This is a genomic window from Allobosea sp. P1_A7, assembly GCF_056406775.1.
In genome coordinates this window covers 1-17,069 of sequence record NZ_JBFTZN010000072.1, presented here as the reverse complement: position 1 = coordinate 17,069, position 17,069 = coordinate 1, and the positions used below count along the sequence as shown (strand labels likewise).

Genomic DNA, 17,069 nt, shown 5'->3' with positions numbered 1-17,069 from the left:
GAGATGCTTCGATGGCTGGCAAGGATGTTCCCGTTTCCCCGCTCGCGCCGAAACGCCAGCCCAAGGTCCCGGCCGTGCCGGGCGTGCGCTTTGCCACCGCCGAAGCGGGCATTCGCTACAAGGGGCGAACGGATGTGGTCTTCATGCTGCTCGACGAGGGTACGCAGGCCGCCGGTGTCTTCACCCGCTCGAAATGCCCCTCCGCGCCGGTCGACTGGTGCCGTGAGAACCTGGCGCAAGGCAAGGCGCGGGCGATCGTCGTCAATTCCGGCAACGCCAATGCCTTTACCGGCCTCAAGGGCCGCGATTCCGTCAAGCTGACCGCCGAGATCGCCGCCAAGGCGGCCGGCTGCAAGCCGCAGGAGGTTTTCATCGCCTCCACAGGCGTGATCGGCGAGCCGCTGGATGCGACGAAGTTCGAGGGCGTCCTGAAGGACTGCGCCTCCCGCGCGGCGGACGGCCCGTGGATCGATGCGGCCAAGGCGATCATGACCACCGACACCTTCCCCAAGGCGCTCGCGCGTAAGGCGAAGATCGACGGGCATGAGGTGGTCATCGCCGGCATTGCCAAGGGCGCCGGCATGATCGCGCCCGACATGGCGACGATGCTCTCCTTCGTCTTCACCGACGCGCCGATTGCCGCGCCGGTGTTGCAGGCGCTGCTTTCCAAGGGCGTCAAGGGTTCATTCAATGCCGTCACGGTCGACAGCGACACCTCGACCTCCGACACGCTGATGCTGTTCGCCACGGGGAAGGCGGCGGCGCGCGGCGTGCCGGAGATCACCGAGGTCAATGATGCACGCCTCTCCGGCTTCAAGCGTGCGCTCAATGCATTGCTTCTCGAGCTGTCCCATCTCGTCTGCAAGGACGGCGAAGGTGCGCGGAAATTCGTCGAGGTGCGGGTCACCGGTGCCACCTCCGCGCGCTCTGCCAAGCGCGTTGCGCTCTCGATCGCGAATTCGCCGCTGGTCAAGACGGCGATCGCCGGCGAGGACGCCAATTGGGGCCGCGTCGTCATGGCCGTCGGCAAGGCCGGCGAGCCGGCCGATCGCGACAGGCTCGACATCTCCTTCGGCGACATCACGGTCGCGAAGCAGGGCGCCCGTGCGCCGTCCTATGACGAGACCGCCGTCTCCGACTACATGAAGGGCGACGACATCGTCATCACGGCCGATCTCGGGCTGGGCCGGGGCAAGTCCACCGTCTGGACCTGCGATCTCACCAAGGCCTATGTCGAGATCAATGGCGATTATCGCTCCTGAGGCGACCGCTCCGGCTGAACCCAGCCGGAGCTTCATCGTCGGCAATCTGTTCCTCTGCTCGTTCTTCTGGGGCTGCAGCTTCCTGCTCATCAAGCTGATGAGCGGCGAGGTGCCGCCGCTGGCCGTCGCGGCGGGGCGCGGTCTGCTCGGGGCGACAGCGCTGGCCCTTTGGGTGAGCTTTCTCGGGCAGAGCCCATTGCCCCGGCGGCATGAACTCCGGCACTGGCTCGTGCTCGGCACCACCAATGGCTGGGTGCCGAATGTGCTCGTCGCCTATGCGCTGACGCAGCTCGCCAGCGGGCCTGCGGCGATGATCCAGGCCGCCGGTCCGCTGGTGACCGCGATCTTCGCGCATTTTCTCTTTGCGGAGGAGCGGCTTTCCGGCCGCCGTGTCCTTGGCGTCCTGCTCGGGATGGTCGGCGTCGCGATCCTGATCGGCCCCCGCCTGGTCGCAGGCGGCGCGACTGCCTATGGCGTCGCCGCCATGGTCGGTGTGATGCTGGCCTATGCTGCCGGGAATCTCTATGTCCGTGCCGTGCCTGCCCCGGCCGGAAATCCCGCGCGCCTCGCGCTCGGCCAGCAGGTCGTCTCCGGGATTGTCGCGCTTGGGCTGACACTCGTCTTCATCGGGCCCGCCGGACTGCTTCCGATCCAGAATCACCTGCCTGTCATGCTAGCGCTCGGAGTCGCCTCGACGGCGGTCCCGATGGCGATCTTCATGAAGCTGATCCGTGCGGCGGGGCCGACGCGGGCGGCGATGACCGGCTATCTCGTTCCCACCGTCGCGACCGTCATGGGTGTGCTCATCCTTGGTGAAACACTGGAGCTGCGGCAGCTCGTCGGGGGCTGCATCATCCTCGTCGGGGTGTTTCTGGTCTCGACGGCACGACGGGTGAGGGAGGCCTGAGCCGCACCCGGGGGCGGCGCTTGCCTTGCTCCTCGGGGCCGAGCGTCCTCGCGAAGGAGATCCGGCCGCGAGGCGGATGCGCTCACCGGAACAGACGGTTCGGCCTATGACGCGGCCACCGTTGACGGTAAGGAGCGTGAGCCATCGCCTCCTCTCCGGGACCTGAGCCTTCGTGAAACTGCTTCTCGTTGTTGCCTGTGCACTGATCGATACCGACAACCGCGTTCTCGTCACGCAGCGTCCGGAGGGCAAGTCGCTTGCCGGACTGTGGGAATTCCCCGGCGGCAAGCTCGAAGCGGGGGAGCGGCCGGAGCCGGCGCTGATCCGCGAGCTGTCTGAGGAACTCGGCATCAGCGTGAAAGAGGACTGCCTGGCGCCCCTGACCTTCGCGAGCTACGCCTATCCGGAATTCCACCTGCTGATGCCGCTCTATATCTGCCGGCGTTGGGAAGGTGCGGTCGTCTCCGCAGAAGGTCAGGCGCTGAAATGGGTGCGGCCCGGCAAGCTGCGGGATCTCGCCATGCCGCCGGCCGACGAGCCGCTGATCCCGCACCTGATCGATCTCTTGGGGGCGTGACGGGCTGTTCGAGGCCGCGTCAGGCCCGGGAGAGGACCTTCTGGAAACAGGTCGACTGCGTGTCGGTATAGCCCAGGTGCTCGTAGAACTGCTTGACCCTGGCGTTGTCGCCGCGGACGAGCAGGTTCAGCTTCCACACCCCACGTTCGGCGAGCCAGTGCTCGGCCGCGTCCATGATGCGGCGGCCAAGGCCCTGGCCCTGATGCTCCGGATCAGCCGCGACGTAGTAGACCCAGCCGCGATGTCCATCCTCGCCGACCATCACCGTTGCGACGATCGTGCCGTCCAGCACTGCGACCAGGACGGTCGAGTGCGAATCACGGCGAGCAAAGGCGATATCGGTTTCAGGGTCGTTCCAGGGGCGCGCGATGCCGGCGGCGCGCCAGAGAGAGCTGACCTGTTCGACGTCATCATCGCCGATATCGCGGATCAAGAGTGAGTCCGTCACGCGCTACCCCTCGGTTCAGGCACTTGGCTCTCGTGTCTGCATCGGCTTTCCGGAAAACCGCAATCCACTTTTCGGGCCGATGCTTTAGCGATCCGCGACCAATTCCAACGTCACGATCAAGGCCTCCCGCGTCAGCTCCGCCATTGGCATCTGCGCCTTGTAGGCCCTGGTCTTCTCACCGGGGTTCATCACCAGGATCACCGTCTCGGTGCCGGGGCAGGCGGGGTCTGCACAGAGGATCTCGTTGACGGCGATCGCGGCCCGCTCCGGCAGGCCGAGGAGGTCCCGGGTCTCGGCCTTGATCCGGGTGGCCGCTTCCGAAGCGACGGCCTTGCCCGCAGGGTCCTTGCCGAAGAGGCCGAAGCGCATCGCTCAGGTCGGCAGGGTCAGGATGCCGGCCGCACCATCCTCGGCGCCGAAGGCGAGGCGCTTGCCAAGCTTGTCCCAGGCGAAGGCCGTGATACCGCTGGCCTTGAGCGGAGGGCGCACCAGCAGCTCGGAGGCATCGGTCAGCCGGACCAGCAGGATGCAGCCATCGTCATAGCCGACGGCCAGCACGAGCGCCTTGGGGTGGAAGGCGACGCGGGTGACCTTGGCATGGCGCGCGCCGCACTCGCGCGGGGCCTTGCCCGTCGGGCCTTCGTACGCCTTAGGTGCAAAGACGAGGCCCTGCGGTGTCGAGGCGAAGTCGAAGGACCGGAGCTTGCCCTTGTCGTCGCGGGCATGGACGGTCTTTCCGGTGTTCCAGGCGATGGCACCCGAGCCTGAGAACGTCACGGCATCGATCCAGCGCCGCTTGGGATCACGGTAGATCTCGACCGGCTCACCCTCGGCCGCCGTGGCGACGACACGTCCGTCATCGCCGCCGCTGATCAGGCGCTCGCCATCGGAGCAGGCGGAGAGGATACCGCCAGCATGGGCGTCAATGCTCTCGGCCTCACCGTCACGCCAGCGCAGCACGCGCCCGTCGGCGAGCGCAAACACCAGCGTCTGCTTGAGCCATGAAGCCGAGACGACATGCTCGCCGGCCGTGACCGGGACGACATGCTCGCGGAGCGAAACGGGTTTTGTCTGCGTGTCCATGGCGTGGCTTTAGCTCACGCCGCGCAGGCCATAAACCCCTTGCGCAACTCGTTCTCGTCGAGATCGCGGCCGATGAAGACGAGACGCGATTCACGCTTCTCGTCTGCCTTCCAGTCACGCTGCAGATCGCCGTCGAGAATCATGTGCACGCCCTGGAAAACGAAGCGGCGCGGCTCGTTCTTGAAGGACAGGATGCCCTTGGAACGCAGGATGTTGGGACCCTGCGCCTGAGAGATGTCGTTGATCCACGGCATGAACTTGTCGGGATCGACATCGCCGGGGATCGTGAACGACATCGAGCGCACATCATCGGAATGATGATGGTGATGGCCGGACTCGAGAAAATCGGGCTCGATGTCGAGAATCCGATCGAGATCGAAGGCGTTGCGGTCGAGCAGCTTGTCTATCGCGACGTCGCAGCGGGTCGCCTTGTGCAGCTTGGCATAGGGGTTGATCGCGCGGATCGCCGCCTCGACCCCGGCCAGTTCCTCGGCCGTGACCAGATCGGTCTTGTTGAGAATGATGACGTCGGCAAAGGCGATCTGGTTCTTCGCCTCGGGAGCATCCTTCAGGCGGTCCTTCAGCCATTTGGCGTCGGTCACGGTGACGACGGCGTCGAGCTTGGTCGCATCGCCGACATCCTGGTCGACGAAGAAGGTCTGTGCGACGGGGGCCGGGTCGGCGAGGCCGGTGGTCTCGACGATGATCGCGTCGAACTTGCCCTTGCGCTTCATCAGCCCATCGAGGATGCGGATCAGGTCGCCGCGGACGGTGCAGCAAATGCAACCGTTGTTCATCTCGAAGACTTCCTCGTCGGCGCCGACAACGAGGTCGCCATCGATGCCGGCCTCGCCGAACTCGTTGACGATCACGGCGAACTTCTTGCCGTGGTCTTCGGTGAGGATGCGGTTGAGGAGCGTGGTCTTGCCGGCTCCGAGATAGCCGGTGAGCACGGTAACGGGGATCTTTTCAGACATGGGACGACCTGATTGCTGCCGAGTGCCGCTCGTCAGCGCAGCTTACGCTGCGCCTGTGCCGAGCGCCTTTTCGATCTGCCTTATATTGTGTCGCATCATCTCGATGTAAGTCCCGGCAGGGCCGGATGCGGTCGAGAGTGCATCGGAGTAGAGCCGGCCGCCGATCTTGGCTCCGGTTTCGCGCGCGATCTGCTCGATCAACCGGGGATTGGTGATATTCTCGAGGAAGACCGCCGGAATTTTCTGCGCCTTAACCTGGCGAATGATGCGCGCCACGTCCCTGGCCGAGGCTTCAGCCTCGGTCGAAACACCCTGTGGCGCCACGAATTCAATGCCATAGGCCCTGACGAAATAACCAAAGGCATCGTGCGACGTGATGGCCTTGCGTCGGTCGACCGGGATGCGGGCTACGGCAGCCTGGATCTCGCCTTGAAGTCCATCGAGCTTGCCGAGATAGGCCGCGGCATTGGCCTCGTAAGCCACCTTGCCGGCAGGGTCGGCCGCGCTCAGCGCATCGCGGATATTCGCGACATAGAGCCTGGCGTTGACGACGCTCTGCCAGGCATGAGGGTCGTCCCCGCCCGCATTATCATGGCCGCCCGACTTGCCGTGGTCATGATCGTCGTCCTGCAGCTTCAGGGGAGAGATTCCCCGCGTCGCCGTCGCGACGGTTGCGCTCGTGCCGGAGGACTTGATCAGCCGGGACAACCAGCCTTCGAATTTGAGCCCGTTGATCAGGACCAGCTTCGCCGCCGCCACGCTCTTCGCATCGGCCGGCGTCGGCGAATAGACATGCGCATCGCCATCAGGGCCGACGAGAATCGTCACCGCGACACGTTCGCCGCCGATCTCCCTGGCGAAGTCGCCAAGGATCGAGAAGCTCGCAACGACCGGCAGTTTCTCCTGGGCACGCGCGATCAGCGGCGCGGCCGAGAGGGCCAGTCCCGCGGTGAGCCCGGCGATGAGGCAACGACGATTCAACATGCGGCTCTCCAGCGAATAACGAAACACTATAACATAACTAACGCTGGAGATGGGACCGAGGCAAGAGCCGGCGTGCGAGCCCGCCCTGCGTGCCGAACAGGAGTGAGCCGAGATAGAGTGCGCCGGCGGACAGGATGACGGCTGGGCCCGCGGGAAGATTGCTGCCGGCCGAGTATGAGACAACCAGCCCGGCATAGCCGGACAGGATACCGAAACCGGAGGCGAGCAGGATCAGGCGCGTGATGTCGGCTGTCCAGAAGCGCGCTGCGGCAGCGGGCAGCATCATCAGGCCGACCGCAAGCAGGGTGCCGAGCGCATGGAAACCGGCGACCAGATTGAGCACGACGAGGCCAAGGAAGGTGAGATGCACGACACCGCCGGAGCGGCTGACCGAGCGCAGGAAGCCCGGATCGACGCATTCGAGCACGAGAGGGCGATAGGCCAAGGCCAGCGTGACCAGGGTCAGTGTCGCGACACTCGAAAGCAGCACCAGCACATCATCATCCAGCGCCAGCACATTGCCGAACAGGACATGGAAAAGGTCGACCGCCGAGCCGCGCAGCGAGACGATGGTGACGCCGAGCGCCAGTGAGATCAGGTAGAAGGCGGCAAGCGAGGCATCCTCCTTCATCACGGTCAGCCGGGCGACCGCGCCGGCCGCCAGCGCGACGGCAAAGCCGGCGACGAGGCCGCCAATCGTCATGGCTGGCAGCGAGAACCCGGCGACGAGATAGCCGATGGCAGCGCCGGGCAGGATCGCATGTGCCATGGCGTCGCCGGTCAGGCTCATGCGTCGCAGCATCAGGAAGACGCCGATCGGCGCGCCGGAGACGGCGAGCGCGAAGACGCCGACAAGGGCCCGGCGCATGAAGTCGAATTCGGCGAAGGGGCCGATGAAAATATCGTGGAGCATCGGCGTGCCAGGTTTGCGGAAGGTTCAGGCCGCGTCGCGGTCGCAGGCGGGCGCATGGCTGTCGAAAGCCTCGACCATGCGCCGGGCCTTGAGCTGGTTTTCAGGCGTCAGGACGTCGTTGGTCGCGCCCCAGGCGACAGCCTCGCGGGCCAGCAGCAGCGTCTCGGGGAAGGCGCGTTTCACCGTCTCGATATCGTGGAGGACGGCAACCACGGTGCGCGCCTCSCCATGCCAGCGTTGAACCAAGGCGAGCAGATCGGCCGTGGTCCGAGCATCGATGGCGGTGAAGGGTTCGTCGAGCAGAATGATATCGGCGTCCTGCAGCAGCAGGCGGGCGAAGAGCGCGCGCTGCATCTGGCCGCCGGAGAGATTGCCGATGGGTCGGCGCTCGAAGCCGGTCAGGCCTACGGCGGCGATCGCTTCCTCGATCCTGGTCCTCGCTCCGAGGCCGATGCGGCCGAAGATGCCGGCCTTGCCCCACAGCCCCATGGCAACGAGATCGTAGACATGGATTGGGAAGGAACGATCGAGCTCCGCCGATTGCGGGAGATAGGCGAGGCGCTTGCCGCGGGCGAGAGTCAGGTGCCCGTCGAGCGGGGTCAAGGCACCGGCAATGGCCTTCAGCAGCGTCGATTTTCCGGCGCCATTCGGTCCGACGATTGCGGTTAGGCTTCCGGCGGCGATTTCGCCGGAGAGGTGATGAACCGCCGGGTGACGGTCATACCCGAGCGTGAGGTCATCGAGGCGAATGGCGGGCACGAAGGGCAGCTTTCGTCAGGAGATGACTGCAAATGTGGCAAGCCAGAGCAGGGCGATGATGCCGAGCGCGAGCCCGAGCCGACCCGCCGCCGAAAGGCGCAGCAGCGACCAGCCCGGATCTTCCGAGAGGGCAGCGGCTGCGGGGCGGCGATGAGAATGGCTCATGAGTGAATGATATAATGTTACGCGATCTCCGGGGCAAGCGAGATCGCGATTGTTGTCGGCTTCCGGCCGTGGCGTTATCCACCATGGTCAATGGCAGCAGAACCGGAGCGCGCGCGTGAGTGGTGACCGAGTGACCTTCAGAGCCGTCCGTGACGGCGTCGTCACGGAAATTCCCGCCGATGCGATCGAGATCGGCCTGCCTGACGGGCTGAGTTTCCGCATCATGGCCTTTGCTGGCCGCAAGGGGGCCGCGGCGCTGCACATGCCGGCCGATCATCCGGATGCGCCGAGTTTCGACGTGTTCAACGTCGAGCCCGGCGCCGCCAATACCCTGTTTGTGTCAGTGGAGCGGGTGCGCAAACGCCAGATGGAGGGCTGAAGCCGTTCCCGCTCAGAACGGCAGATACTGGTACAGCCAGGTTTCGGTCAGGACGGTGTCGCCGCCGCGCAGGAAGCAGCGCATCTCGACCGGATCCGCTCCCTCGACCGTCAGGTCGAATTGCGCGCGCCAATGGCCGGGCACGTCGTTCGGCACGGCCTCGGCGAAGACATAGGAGAACGAGCCGCGCGAGGCCGAGAGCACGACCTCGGGCTTCACGCCGAAGGGAATGTTCTCCAGCACCGGGCCTTTGAACTCGACCATGAATTTGCGCACGCCCTTCGGCCGGGTGGTCCCGGGCTGGCCGCCATTGCCGAGCCGTGTCGCGACGACGCGGCCGAGCGGCGAGGGGAAGGGCTCGTCCGCGAGCCAATGCAGCTTGTAGTGGAACTCGTAGGCGGCCCCGGCCTTGGCGGGACCCTCGGGCACCCACATCGCGACGATATTGTCGTGGATCTCGTCGTCGGTCGGGATCTCGATGAGCTGAACGGCGCCTTTGCCCCATTGGCCGATCGTCTCGATCCAGAGGCTGGGGCGGCGCTCGTAGAAGACGCCGTCGAGATAGTGACCGACCTCGCGGTCGCGCTGCATCAGGCCGAAACCGCGCGGATTGTTGTCGACGAAGGACGAGGCGGTGGTGCGGCTGGGGTTGTTGAGGGGGCGCCAGGCGCGCTCTCCGGAGCCGGTCCAGAGCGCGAGGCCGTCGGAATCATGCACTTCGGGGCGCCAGTCGACGGCGGTCGATTTCGCGGTCTCCGAATACCAGTACATCGAGGTCAGGGGCGCGATGCCGAGCCGGGCGACGTCATTGCGCAGGAAGATCGCCTTCTCGATCTCCATGTCGACGCCCTTGCCGCGATGCATCCGGAAGCGATAGGCACCGGCGACGCTGGGGCCGGAGAGCAGGGCATAGACAACGACGTACTCGGCCGAGGCCTGCGGCGTCTCCAGCCAGATATGGGTGAAATCCGGAAACTCCTCAGGCTTGCCGCCGACGGCCGGATCGATGGCAAGGCCGCGGGCAGACAGGCCATATTGATAGAGTTCGCCGATGGCGCGGAAATAGGAGGCGCCGAGGAAGGCGACCCAGTCATTCTTCTGCCAGTCGAGCTTCTCGCCCTTGCGGCCGGGATGTCCGGAGCGGCTCTCCTGGAAGCGGAAACCCGCGAAACCCGCTCCCGCCGGCAATTGGCGCGCCGGTGAATCCGCCGGCATCTCGAAATAGCTCTCGTCATAGACGATTTCGCGCGCCTTGCCGCTGTCCAGGACATGCATGCGCACCGGCTTCTGGAAGTAGCGGCCGAGATGGAAGAAGGTCACCGGCCAGGGCGAGGGACCGTTCGCCCACAAGGCCATCTCCGGCTTGAATTTGATCTTGCCATGGGCGTCGTAATCGATCCGCTCCAGGATATCGGCGCGCGGCGGCGGGGGCGGCGCATAAGGCTTGTTCGCGAGGTCGCGGGCGCGCGCCTTCAGCCCTTCGAAGCTGAACGCCTCAGCCTCGCCGAGCTTCAGCCCCTGCTGCGCCAGGGCTGCCGGTGCGAAGCCGAGCGCGGCGAGCGCCGCCGTGGCGCTTGCGCCGGCGAGCAGCGTGCGGCGGTCCAGGGAAGGCGATTTCGTGCGGGCTTGCATGGTTGGACGGATCTCGGAAGGCTTCTGAGGGAATATTGTCCGGGCTAACCTGTCCAAAGGGCAAGGGCAACCAGGCTCGGGAGCCTGCCGGATGCACCGGAAAAATGGCGAAAGCGTCACGGGCGCGCGGCGGAGCTGCCCCGGCAATGCATTTCCTGGGCTTTCCTTGTCTCAACGGGCCGTTCTACAAGGGTTAAAGCCTGGCCGCTCGTGCTGGGAACTAAGGTTCTGGGAGGATCCATGAAGACGCTGTTTCGCGGCCGGTCTCTGGCCGGTATCGCTACCGCCTTGCTGATCGCCGCTGCTCCTGCGGGCGCTCGCGCGCAAGAGTTCGTCAACGTGCTGACCGGAGGCACCTCCGGCGTCTATTATCCGATGGGCGTTGCCCTCTCGAAGATCTACGGCGAGAAGATTCCGGGCACCCGCCCGACGGTGCAGGCGACCAAGGCATCAGTCGAGAACCTCGTGCTCCTGCAGCAGGGGCGTGGCGAACTCGCCTTCACGCTCGGCGATTCCCTCGATGCGGCCTGGAAGGGCGATGAAGATGCCGGCTTCAAGAGCCCTCTGAAGAAATTGCGCGGCATCACCGCGATCTATCCGAATTTCGTGCAGATCGTTGCGTCCAAGGAAAGCGGCATCAAGACGCTCGCCGATCTCAAGGGCAAGCGGCTTTCGGTGGGAGCCCCGAAATCCGGCACCGAGCTGAATGCGCGCGCGATCCTCGCGGCGGCAGGCCTGGCCTACAAGGACCTTGGCAAGATCGAGTATCTGCCCTTCGCCGAATCGGTCGAGCTGATGAAGAACCGCCAGCTCGACGCGACGCTTCAGTCGGCGGGCCTCGGCGTGGCCTCCATCCGCGATCTCGCATCCTCGGTCGAGATCGTCGTCGTCGAAGTGCCGAAGGCGGTCATCGACAAGGCCGGAGCGCCTTTCGTCAGCGCGACCATTCCCGCCAACACCTATGGCGGCCAGGCGGCCGCGGTGAACACGGCGGCAGTGGTGAACTACCTCGTCACTCATGAGGGGGTGAAGGAGGAGCTCGTCTACCAGATGACGAAGAATATCTTCGATAATCTCGGGGAACTTGGCGCAGCGCACTCGGCCGGCAAGGCGATCAAGCTCGAGAGCGCGCTCGAGGGCATGCCGGTGCCGCTGCATCCGGGCGCGGCGCGCTATCTGAAGGAAAAGGGCCTCAAGGTCGGGTCCTGATCAGCTCTCGCATTTAACTCTCCCGGCGCTGGCCTTCGGGCAGGCGGCGCCGGCGCATGCGCACGCCATTGAGGATATGCGACGCGATGACGAGTCAGACGGACCAACTGCACGCGCTTTCGGGAGCGAGCGAAACGCCGGTCGAGAATGCGGCGCTCGACARTTTCGAGCACGGCTTTCCGCCGGGTTTCGGGCCCGGCCGCTGGGGCTTGCTAGCCTATGCCGTCGCGCTTGCATTCGCCTGTTTCCAGATCGCGATCTCAGCCTGGCATGTGCTGCCGAGCCAGGCGGTGCGCGGCATCCATGTCGGCTTCCTTCTGCTGCTCAGTTTCGGCCTCGTCGCCAATTTCAAGGCGAAGACCAATGCAGGGCGCTGGGCTGGCTGGGCGCTGGGTGTCATCGGTTTCGGTGTCGGCCTCTATCAGCTCGTCTTCTACGCCGATCTGATCCTGCGCGATGGCGATCCCTCGACCGCCGATCTTGTGGTCGGAACGCTGCTGATCGTTCTCATCTTCGAGGCCGCGCGGCGGCTGATGGGCAATGCCCTGCCGATCATGTGCGGTGTGTGCCTGCTTTACTGGTTCTTCGGCCAGTACCTGCCGTCGCCGTTCAACCATCGCGGCTACGGTTTCGATCAGATCATCGGCCATCTGTCCTTCGGCACTGAGGGGTTCTACGGCGTGCCGACCTATGTGTCGGCGACCTATATCTTCCTCTTCATCGTCTTCGGCTCCTTCCTGGAGAAGGCCGGGATGATCCACCTCTTCAACGACGTTTCGCTTGGGCTCTTCGGCAGCGCGCGTGGGGGGCCCGCCAAGGTCGCGGTGTTCTCCTCCGGCCTGATGGGCATGATCTCGGGCTCGGGTGTCGCGAATGTCGTCACGGTCGGGCAGTTCACGATCCCGCTCATGATCAAGTTCGGCTATCGGCGCGCCTTCGCCGCCGGAGTCGAAGCCACTGCCTCGATGGGCGGGCAGATCATGCCGCCCGTGATGGGGGCGGCCGCCTTCATCATGGCCGAGACGCTGGGCGTGGATTATTCGGAGATCGTCAAGGCCGCAGCAATCCCGGCAGTGCTCTATTTCGCCTCGGCGTTCTGGATGGTGCATCTCGAGGCAGGCAAACACGGCCTCAAAGGCATCGAGCGGCGCTTGCTGCCCAGCCCGCTCAAGGCCCTGCGCGAGCGCTGGTATCTGGCGCTGCCGCTCGCCGTGCTGGTCTTCATGCTGTTCCACGGCTTCACCCCGCTCTTCGCCGGCACGATCGGGCTAGCGCTGACCGTCGGCCTGCTGCTGGGCACCGGTGTCGCGCTCGGGTTCAAGACGATGACGCTGCGCGTGATCTTCTGGGTGGGCCTCGGCCTGATTGCGGGGGCGCTGCTGCGCAACGGGATGGACGTCAGGGTTGTCGCGGGGCTGATCGCCGGTTTGATCGCCCTGAACGCCCTCACCATCGGCGGTCGCGCCACGCTGGTGATCTGCCGCAATGCGCTGGCCGATGCGGCCAAGACCGCGCTGCCTGTGGGCATTGCGTGCGCGATCGTCGGAACCATCATCGGCCTGATGACGCAGACGGGCATCGGCACGACCTTCGGCGCCTGGGTCATCGGGCTCGGCAAGACCAGCCTGTTCCTGGCATTGGTCCTGACGATGATCCTGTCGATCCTGCTCGGCACCGGGATCCCGACGATCCCGACCTACATCATCGTGGCAGCCTTGGCGGCTCCGGCGCTAGAGCAGCTTGGCGTACCGCTGATCGTGAGCCACATGTTCGCGTTCTACTACGGCATCATGGCCGATCTCTCGCCGCCCGTGGCCCTGGCGGCACTCGCGGCGGCGCCGATCGCGAAGGAAAACCCGGACAAGATCGGCTGGGAAGCGATGCGGGTCGCGCTGGCGGGCTATGTTATCCCATTCATCGCGGTCTATTCGCCGGCGCTGATGCTGCAGCAGGGCGATCCGATGTCGGCCCTGATCGGCTTCTGGCCTTCGGTGATCTATGCCGTCTTCAAGGCCAGCGTCGCCATCGGTCTCTTCGGGATCGTTGCCATCGGCTATCTGTTCGACCGTCTCAACGTGACGGAACGCATCCTCGCCTTCGTAGCAGCGGTGTTCCTGTTCGGAGAGTTCGCCTATAGCGACGCACTCGGCTATCTGCTCGCAGCCGCGTTGGTCGGGCGTCACTGGTGGGAGACGCGCGGCCAGCGGGCGAGCAGCACAGCGTGAGCCTGTGCCTGGCGGCCGGCGCACTCGTCGTGGCGCTCGGCGTCGACGAGATCACGCTCGGCTGGCGGCACTCGGTGCAGAAGACGCTGTGGGAAGAGGTCTGGAGGGAGACGCCAGACGGTCTGCGGCTCGTCGAGGCCCGCATCGAAGGGTCAGGGGCGGGCATGGACCCGCCCGACGGCGCGAGATTGCGCGATGGCTTCTGGCGCTGGACGCCGGCCTTGCCGGCACTACCCGAGGTCGTGATGCGGCGCTCAGGCGCGACGGCGGACTGGACGATTTGTGTCGGGGCAGCTTGCCGGCCAATGGGCAGCTATCTGCCCGAAGAGGCCGATCCGGTCGTTCTCAAACCCTGCGGCTGAGGCCGTGTGGCTGAGTTCAGTGGCGCTCGCCGATATGCTCGAACTTGAACACGCGACGCATGAAGGCGAGCATCCCGTAGGCCGCGAAGCCCGAGAACAGCGCCATCAGGATATAGCCGACGATATGGCCGAGCTCGAAAAGCCCGGCGAGGGCCCAGCCCGATGCCAGTGCGACGCCGAAGAGCTCGACGGCGATCAGAATGCCGAGCGAGATCACCATGATCATGGTACGCCAGGTGCCACTCTCTTCAGCCATGTTCGTTCCTTGAGAATTCATGCGCGCTACGACCTAGCCGACGCGCTGCCGGCATGCAACAAAATCGCGCCACTCGGCAAATGGTTGCTCCCGGCTGGATTGAAATCCCCCTGATGATCGATACGCCYGTTTTCTCCACTGGTGCTGCAGCTGCGCCCCATCGCCTTGCCTCGGAAGCCGGGCGCGCCGTTCTCGCCGAGGGGGGCAATGCGATCGAGGCGATGGTGGCGATGGCGGCCACCATTGCCGTGGTCTATCCGCATATGAATGCCATTGGTGGTGACGGGTTCTGGTTGGTGCATGAGCCCGGCGGCAAGGTGCATGCGATCGAGGCCTGCGGCCCGGCGGGCGCATTGGCGACGATCGAGCGCTATCGCGAGAAGGGGCATGACAGCATCCCCTCGCGCGGCGCCGATGCGGCGGTGACGGTTGCCGGTGCGGTCGGCGGTTGGCAGGCCGCTCTGGAACTGGCGAAGGCACTCGGCGGGAAAATGCCGGTGCGCGATCTGCTCGCCGATGCGATCACACATTGCGACGCCGGTTACGCCGTCTCGGACTCCGAGCTGAGAACCTGGCCGCAAGAGGCAGAGGCGACAAAGCTGGCTCCCGGTTTCAGCGACTTCTTCTGGCCGGACGGCGAGCGGCCGACGGCGGGTGCGCGCCGGAAGCCGGATGCGCTCGGGGGTACCTTCAAGCAGCTGGCCGATGCCGGGCTTGACGATTTCTACCGCGGCGATATCGGCCGGGAGATCGGCGCCGATCTTGAGGCGATGGGCGCGCCGGTTACACGGGCGGATCTCACCGCTTTCAAGGCCCGCGCCGTCCAGCCGCTGTCGATGAAACTGCCAGGCCTAACCGTCTATAATTTCCCGCCTCCGACCCAGGGGCTCGCCTCGCTGTTGATCCTCGGCATCTTCGAGAAGCTCGGCGTGACGCGGGCGGAGGGTTTTGACCATCATCACGGGCTGGTCGAAGCGACCAAGCGCGCCTTTGCCATCCGCGATCGGCAGATCACCGACCCTGCCCATATGAAGGCGGATCCTGCGAGCTTCCTCACCGAGGCGGCCCTCGCCCGCGAGGCGGCGGCGATCGATCGCAAGCGGGCCGCGAGCTGGCCCTTCGCGCCTCGCGAGGGCGACACGGTCTGGATGGGCGCTATCGACGGCAACGGGCTCGCCGTCTCCTATATCCAATCGATCTATTGGGAATATGGCTCGGGATGCGTCCTGCCCAAGACCGGCATCCACTGGCAGAATCGCGGCGTCTCCTTCTCGCTCGACAAGGCCGCGCTGAATCCGCTGGCGCCGGGCCGCAAGCCCTTCCACACGTTGAATCCGCCGCTCGCCCGCTTCGATGACGGGCGCGTGGTTTCCTATGGCGCGATGGGTGGTGACGGCCAGCCGCAGTTCCAGGCGCAGATCCTGACGCGCTATCGGTTCGGCCAGAATCCCGCGACCGCAGTCGATGCGCCGCGCTGGCTCTTCGGCAAGACCTGGGGTGCCGGTTCGCTTTCGCTCAAGCTGGAAAGCCGGTTCGATCCGATGCTGCTCGCGAGGCTCACTGCCGCCGGCCACCCGGTCGAGGAGTACAGCGAAGCCTATGCCGACAGCTTCGGCCATGCCGGCATGCTGGTGAAACATCAGAAGGGCCAAGTCGAAGCGACGCATGATCCGCGCTCCGATGGCGATGCGAGGGGAGTTTGAGCTTGATGGTCAAGGACGATCCCTTCCGCTGTTTCATGCCCTATCCGGACGCGCCGGTTAAGAACGCGCCGGATGGCCCGCTCGCCGGACTGACGCTCGCGGCCAAGGACCTGTTCGACGTCAAGGGTTACCCCACGGGGGCGGGTTCGCCGACGGTRCTGGCGCAGTCGGGGATCAAGACCAAGACGGCGCCGATCGTGAAGGCGCTGCTGGATGCCGGGGCTCGCTTCGTCGGCAAGACAATCACCGACGAACTCGCCTTTTCGATGAATGGCAAGAACGCGCATTTCGGCGCGCCGATCAATCCGGCTGCGCCCGACCGCATCACCGGCGGCTCGTCTTCGGGCTCGATGGCGGCCGTTGCCGGCAAGCTTGCCGATATCGCGCTTGGCTCCGACACTGGCGGCTCTGTCCGCGCGCCGGCGAGCTATGGTGGGCTCTTCGGCATCAGGCCGACACATGGCCGACTTTCACTGAAGCGGACCTGGCCGCTGGCCGAGAGCCTGGATACACCGGGCTGGTTCGCGCGCGACGGCAAGACCTTTGCCCGCGTCGCCGATGTCGTGCTCGGCAAGGATCGGTCGGTCCTACCGGAGATCCCGCGTCTCCTGCTGGCACAGGACATGTTTGCGCAAGCGACGCCGGATGCCGAGAATGTGCTGCGCAATGTCGTGCAGCGCGCGATGCCGCTGATGGGTCAGCCCGAGACCGTCAAGGTCGCGCGCGATATCGATGCGCTCTATTGGGCGTTCCGGTGGGTGCAAGGGCGCGATGCCTGGAACGCCGACGGCGCGATGATCGAGCGGTTCCATCCGCCGCTCGGACCGGGCGTCGCCGAGCGCTTCGCCTTTTCGAAATCAGTGAGTGACGAGGACTACGCCAAGGGCGAAAGTCTGCGCAAGGCCTTCCGGACCAAGCTTGCGCGGCTGCTGGGCTCGGACGGTGTCTTGATCCTGCCGACGGTGCCGGATATCGCGCCGCTGGTCAGCGCGACCGAAGGCGAGCTGGAGGATTTCCGCAACCGGGCTCTGCGGCTACTCTGCCTGTCCGGGCTCTCCGGCTTTCCGCAGGTGACGATTCCGGCGGCGCAGCGCGACGAGGCGCCACTCGGCCTGTCGCTGATCGGGCCGAAGGGCTCGGACAAGTCGCTGGTGCATTTCGCCGTCAAGTTCGAGCGGGCGGCACGGATCAGGATCGCGTGAGGAGGCTGCCATGAGCGGGCACGATC

General features: G+C 65.5%; 19 protein-coding genes. 9 read left to right on the top strand and 10 right to left on the bottom strand.

The features are described 5' to 3' along the window. Positions 1–11 precede the first annotated feature (11 nt). The 3 genes from argJ to mutT all read left to right on the top strand — a co-directional run bounded on the left by argJ (position 12) and on the right by mutT (position 2,746). Positions 12–1,262 (top strand): bifunctional glutamate N-acetyltransferase/amino-acid acetyltransferase ArgJ, encoded by a 1,251-nt coding sequence (gene argJ, locus AC1D34_RS14755; RefSeq protein ID WP_476824610.1) that lies wholly within the window; start codon positions 12–14, stop codon positions 1,260–1,262. Continuing rightward, positions 1,243–2,169 (top strand): DMT family transporter, encoded by a 927-nt coding sequence (locus AC1D34_RS14750; protein ID WP_441504303.1) that lies wholly within the window; start codon positions 1,243–1,245, stop codon positions 2,167–2,169. Before argJ ends, AC1D34_RS14750 begins: the two co-directional genes overlap by 20 nt. 172 nt (positions 2,170–2,341) lie before the next feature. Further along, positions 2,342–2,746: an 8-oxo-dGTP diphosphatase MutT gene (mutT, locus tag AC1D34_RS14745; protein ID WP_069879059.1), complete on the top strand. Its 405-nt coding sequence runs from the start codon at positions 2,342–2,344 to the stop codon at positions 2,744–2,746. 19 nt (positions 2,747–2,765) lie between these two features. On the opposite strand, the gene AC1D34_RS14740 is transcribed toward mutT, so the two are convergent. The 8 genes from AC1D34_RS14740 to AC1D34_RS14705 all read right to left on the bottom strand — a co-directional run bounded on the left by AC1D34_RS14740 (position 2,766) and on the right by AC1D34_RS14705 (position 8,075). Next, positions 2,766–3,194, bottom strand: a complete 429-nt coding sequence (locus AC1D34_RS14740; protein WP_476824609.1) for a GNAT family acetyltransferase — start codon at positions 3,192–3,194, stop codon at positions 2,766–2,768. A gap of 84 nt (positions 3,195–3,278) precedes the next feature. Next, positions 3,279–3,563 (bottom strand): hypothetical protein, encoded by a 285-nt coding sequence (locus AC1D34_RS14735; protein WP_441487865.1) that lies wholly within the window; start codon positions 3,561–3,563, stop codon positions 3,279–3,281. 3 nt (positions 3,564–3,566) lie between these two features. After that, positions 3,567–4,277, bottom strand: coding sequence for a WD40 repeat domain-containing protein (locus tag AC1D34_RS14730; RefSeq protein ID WP_476824608.1), 711 nt, complete (start codon positions 4,275–4,277; stop codon positions 3,567–3,569). A 14-nt stretch (positions 4,278–4,291) separates the two neighbouring features. Continuing rightward, positions 4,292–5,254, bottom strand: a complete 963-nt coding sequence (locus AC1D34_RS14725) for a CobW family GTP-binding protein (protein ID WP_069879062.1) — start codon at positions 5,252–5,254, stop codon at positions 4,292–4,294. Between the two features lie 42 nt (positions 5,255–5,296). Beyond that, positions 5,297–6,238, bottom strand: a complete 942-nt coding sequence (locus tag AC1D34_RS14720; protein ID WP_476824607.1) for a metal ABC transporter substrate-binding protein — start codon at positions 6,236–6,238, stop codon at positions 5,297–5,299. Positions 6,239–6,275: 37 nt separating this feature from the next. Further along, complete coding sequence (locus AC1D34_RS14715) at positions 6,276–7,151, bottom strand: metal ABC transporter permease (protein WP_441487868.1); 876 nt, start codon at positions 7,149–7,151, stop codon at positions 6,276–6,278. A gap of 24 nt (positions 7,152–7,175) precedes the next feature. Beyond that, positions 7,176–7,910, bottom strand: a complete 735-nt coding sequence (gene aztA / locus AC1D34_RS14710) for a zinc ABC transporter ATP-binding protein AztA (protein ID WP_441487869.1) — start codon at positions 7,908–7,910, stop codon at positions 7,176–7,178. A gap of 15 nt (positions 7,911–7,925) precedes the next feature. Then, positions 7,926–8,075, bottom strand: a complete 150-nt coding sequence (locus AC1D34_RS14705; protein WP_176733310.1) for a hypothetical protein — start codon at positions 8,073–8,075, stop codon at positions 7,926–7,928. Between the two features lie 49 nt (positions 8,076–8,124). On the opposite strand from AC1D34_RS14705, the gene AC1D34_RS14700 reads away from it, so the two are divergent. Beyond that, positions 8,125–8,454: a hypothetical protein gene (locus AC1D34_RS14700; RefSeq protein WP_476824606.1), complete on the top strand. Its 330-nt coding sequence runs from the start codon at positions 8,125–8,127 to the stop codon at positions 8,452–8,454. 12 nt (positions 8,455–8,466) lie between these two features. On the opposite strand, the gene AC1D34_RS14695 is transcribed toward AC1D34_RS14700, so the two are convergent. Further along, positions 8,467–10,086: an OpgD/OpgG family glucan biosynthesis protein gene (locus tag AC1D34_RS14695; RefSeq protein WP_441487870.1), complete on the bottom strand. Its 1,620-nt coding sequence runs from the start codon at positions 10,084–10,086 to the stop codon at positions 8,467–8,469. Positions 10,087–10,326: 240 nt separating this feature from the next. Between AC1D34_RS14695 and AC1D34_RS14690 the strand changes: the two genes are divergently transcribed. The 3 genes from AC1D34_RS14690 (at position 10,327) to AC1D34_RS14680 (ending at position 13,882) form a co-directional block, all read left to right on the top strand. Next, entirely contained in the window at positions 10,327–11,295 is a 969-nt protein-coding gene (locus AC1D34_RS14690; RefSeq protein ID WP_441487871.1) for a TAXI family TRAP transporter solute-binding subunit, read from the top strand. Positions 11,296–11,381: 86 nt separating this feature from the next. Continuing rightward, positions 11,382–13,520 (top strand): TRAP transporter permease, encoded by a 2,139-nt coding sequence (locus AC1D34_RS14685; protein ID WP_476824605.1) that lies wholly within the window; start codon positions 11,382–11,384, stop codon positions 13,518–13,520. Further along, positions 13,517–13,882: a DUF1850 domain-containing protein gene (locus AC1D34_RS14680; RefSeq protein ID WP_476824604.1), complete on the top strand. Its 366-nt coding sequence runs from the start codon at positions 13,517–13,519 to the stop codon at positions 13,880–13,882. Before AC1D34_RS14685 ends, AC1D34_RS14680 begins: the two co-directional genes overlap by 4 nt. A 16-nt stretch (positions 13,883–13,898) precedes the next feature. Here the strand turns inward: AC1D34_RS14680 and AC1D34_RS14675 are convergent, their stop codons facing one another. Continuing rightward, complete coding sequence (locus tag AC1D34_RS14675) at positions 13,899–14,138, bottom strand: hypothetical protein (RefSeq protein WP_476775348.1); 240 nt, start codon at positions 14,136–14,138, stop codon at positions 13,899–13,901. 113 nt (positions 14,139–14,251) lie between these two features. Between AC1D34_RS14675 and AC1D34_RS14670 the strand changes: the two genes are divergently transcribed. Further along, the gene (locus tag AC1D34_RS14670; protein WP_476824603.1) at positions 14,252–15,841 is read left to right on the top strand and encodes a gamma-glutamyltransferase family protein; all 1,590 of its coding nucleotides are present in this window, start codon (positions 14,252–14,254) and stop codon (positions 15,839–15,841) included. A 5-nt stretch (positions 15,842–15,846) separates the two neighbouring features. Next, a complete protein-coding gene (locus AC1D34_RS14665; RefSeq protein WP_476824602.1) occupies positions 15,847–17,043 on the top strand; it encodes an amidase in 1,197 nt (398 codons plus the stop codon). Positions 17,044–17,069 lie beyond the last annotated feature (26 nt).